The 3,479-nt window shown below is 44.6% G+C and carries 1 protein-coding gene; it reads left to right on the top strand.

Annotation, left to right across the window (positions count from 1 at the left end; translation table 11 throughout):
- The coding region (locus WBM98_RS16260) for a reprolysin-like metallopeptidase (RefSeq protein ID WP_424367075.1) at window positions 1-3,421 on the top strand (3,421 nt) is incomplete at its 5' end.
- Between the last annotated feature and the right edge of the window lie 58 nt (window positions 3,422-3,479).

Below are 3,479 nucleotides of genomic sequence, written 5' to 3'. Positions count from 1 at the left end.
TAAGATTCGTTTTAGTGTTTCCCACAAGGGCATACAGGCTATGATTGTTTACGGAAATCAAAAGGGCAATTGCTTCCTGCAAAAAACCTCGGATGGCACATATATTAGTTATACCCATGATGGGGAGGTACAGGCGGACAAATCTTTTATATGTGAAACCAAAAGCACCATTGCCCAGGGCATGTCGGCCTTAACCTCGAAACAGGTAAATGATCGGCAATTGCGAAAATTCAGGCTAGCGGTATCCGCGACAGGGGAATATACTGCTTTTCATGGCGGTACGATTGTAGATGCCCTAGCGGCCATCAATGCCACGGTTACCCGTGTCAACCAAGTATTCGAATCTGATTTGGGCATTACATTGGAAATCGTTTCCGACAACGATAAGATCATTTATACCGATGGCACTACAGATCCCTATGTCAGCGATCTGAATACAGAAGTACAGGGTGTTATCACCGATAGTATAGGGGCTCCAAACTACGATGTAGGCCATTTGTTCCATAAGGTGGCCAGTAGTGATCAAAATGGGGGAAATGCCGGGTATATAGGTGCCGTATGTGTAGATAATAAAAAGGGCAGTGGCTATTCCGCTAAATTAATTCCTGAAGGTGATACGTTTGATTTGGATTATGTGGCCCACGAAATGGGCCATCAATTTGGGGCAAACCATACATGGTCCTTTGAATCTGAAGGCACCCAGGTACAGGCCGAACCTGGAAGTGGAACGACCATCATGGGGTATGCTGGGATTACCGGCGTGAACAATGTCGCCATGAATGGCGATGATTATTTTCATTATTATAGCATATTTCAAATATCGGAATATTTGACCACCGTTGATTGCGCTGAAATCATTGATCTGACCAATTCCCCTCCGGAAATCGTTCCCATTGGGGATTATGTCATTCCGAAATCCACTGCATTTGCCCTTACAGGTAATGCCACGGATGCTGATATTGGGGATGTATTGACCTATACCTGGGAGCAAATAGACGATGGCGTCGTAACCCAGGCCACATTTGGACCCACGAATCCAAGCGGGGCCAATTTTAGGTCCCAAAAGCCATCCGTTGATCCAACTCGGTATTTCCCGAAGTTATCAAGTGTCCTGACGGGTAATTTGACCCAGTCAAACCCAACGGTTGATTCATCTTGGGAAACGGTATCCGAAGTGGAACGGGAAATGAATTTCGCGCTGACGGTCAGGGACAATGCCGTAGGCGGCGGGCAGGTAGTATTCGATTTGATGAAGGTTTCCGTGGTGAGCAATACGGGGCCATTTGAAATGGTTTCCCAGGCTTCAAGTCAGACATATACGGCAGGAACGGTGCAAAATATTATTTGGGATGTTGCCGATACCGATAAGGCTCCCATAAATGTACAGGCGGTCGATATATTATTGTCTATCGATGGAGGTCTGACCTTTCCTTTTCCTTTGGCGGAAAATGTGGCCAATGATGGTAATCACAAAGTGGTCTTGCCCGGAAATCCTACCACCACGGCTCGGATCATGGTAAAGGCCAAGGATAATATCTTTTTTGCGGTCAATGCTGCAGATTTCACCATCGAAGCAGCACCCATTGTTTTGAATTTCTCGGATCTTGAATATGAGGTTTGCCAACCCAACGATTTGATCACCACCTTTGATTATGAAGCGTACTTGGGTTTCAATGAAGAGGTAACCTTTAGTGTTCCAAATCCTCCCTTAGGCTTGGATATTACCTTTTCGCCAGAGACAACCATCGATAATACTCCCGTTATTGTAACATTTTCGAATACGGGCAGTGTGCCAGAAGCCTTATACGCCATAGAAATTGAGGCCACTTCCGCTAGCATTACCAAAAATATCGTATTGGATCTAAGGGTGTACGACGATGTGTTCCCGGATGCCGTACTACTTGCCCCGGCAGATAATGCGATAGATATTTCTGCAAAGACATTTTTGGAATGGGAGGATACGGCTTCCTACTCCTCCTACGAGGTCGAAATTGCTACAGATTCCTTGTTTACTACGATTGTCGAGGCAAGTACCGTTTATGGCCATACCTTTTCTCCCTCGAATTTAGCCAATGAAACGAACTATTTTTGGCGGGTAAAACCCATTAACGGATGTGGTGCAGGCGAATTTTCGGAGCCTTTTGGCTTCACCACGATCGAGTATAACTGCAATAGCCATGATGCGATTGACCTGCCTATTGAGATATCGCCAATAGATACCCCTACGATTTCCTCTAAAATCGCTTTTTATGATGACATCGCTTTAGCGGATATTAATGTACATATAGAACTGGATCATACGTACCTGGCTGATTTGGTGGTTAAATTGATCTCGCCGGCCGGGACGACCGTGGTATTATTGTCAAATTCATGCGGGGATTTACAAAATATAAATGCCACTTTCGACGATGATGCCCAGAATTTTATTTGTAATGGAGATCCAGCGATCAGTGGAACCATAAAGCCATTGGGTTCTTTAGGTTCTTTCATTGGAGAGTCCCTTTTCGGGGAATGGACCTTGGAAATCAATGATACCGCCGCTTCGGACGGAGGTGCTTTAAAGGTCTTTTCACTTGATGTCTGTGTAGAAGGCGACTTTAGACCCGATGATGACCAAGATGGTGTTTTTGATGATGGTGATGACCTATGTCTTGGTACCCCTTTAGGCACTGAGGTTGATATCAGTGGCTGTCCCGTATATCGATTTGCGTCTGACAATTTTACGGTTTCGTTGCAGAGTGAAGCGTGTCGTGACAGTAATGATGGGGCCATCGCTATTACCACTTTGGAAACTCTTGATTATGAAATATCTATCGTTGGTAATGGGATAAACACCACTGCAAATTTTACCAGTACGTACTCGTTGGGCAATTTAATGGCAGGTACCTATACCGTATGTATTGATGGGGCCGATGGTCAACTCGACTATGAAGAGTTATGTTTTGAAGTGGTCATCACCCAACCTGAGGGCTTTTTCGTAAGTTCCAAAACATCCTATGGGGATGCATTGACGGTGTTGACCCTGCAAGGTTCGGAGCTATATACCATAGAATTGAATGGGGACGTTATACAGACAACGGCCTCTGAAATCTCCCTTGATCTAAAAAAAGGCAGTAACTCGCTCAAGGTATATACCGATCTGCCGTGCCAAGGTGTTTATGAAGAGATGATATTTCTAAATCAACTACCTATCGTAGCGCCCAATCCGTTTGTTTCTTTCGTCACCGTTTATTTCAATACGGAGGTTGATACAATAAAGGTGGGTATTTTTACACCCGAGGGGCGATCGGTCTTTACCGAAACGTTTGAAGTCAATGGGCTGGAATTACCCTTGGACTTGACCCTGTTACCTTCCGGTGTATATATTATGAAGTTTGAAAGTGAGTATGTAAAAGGAACAACGAAAATCATAAAACAATGAGGATAATCATCGTATTGTTATTTGGTGTCCTTTGGGTTGGGTGCAGCAAGAAAAGCGA

This window comes from Maribacter sp. (genome assembly GCF_049667165.1).
Classification (GTDB): Bacteria; Bacteroidota; Bacteroidia; order Flavobacteriales; family Flavobacteriaceae; genus Maribacter_A.
Note: the sequence above shows the minus strand (reverse complement) of the source record. Positions and strands in the feature narration are given on the sequence as shown.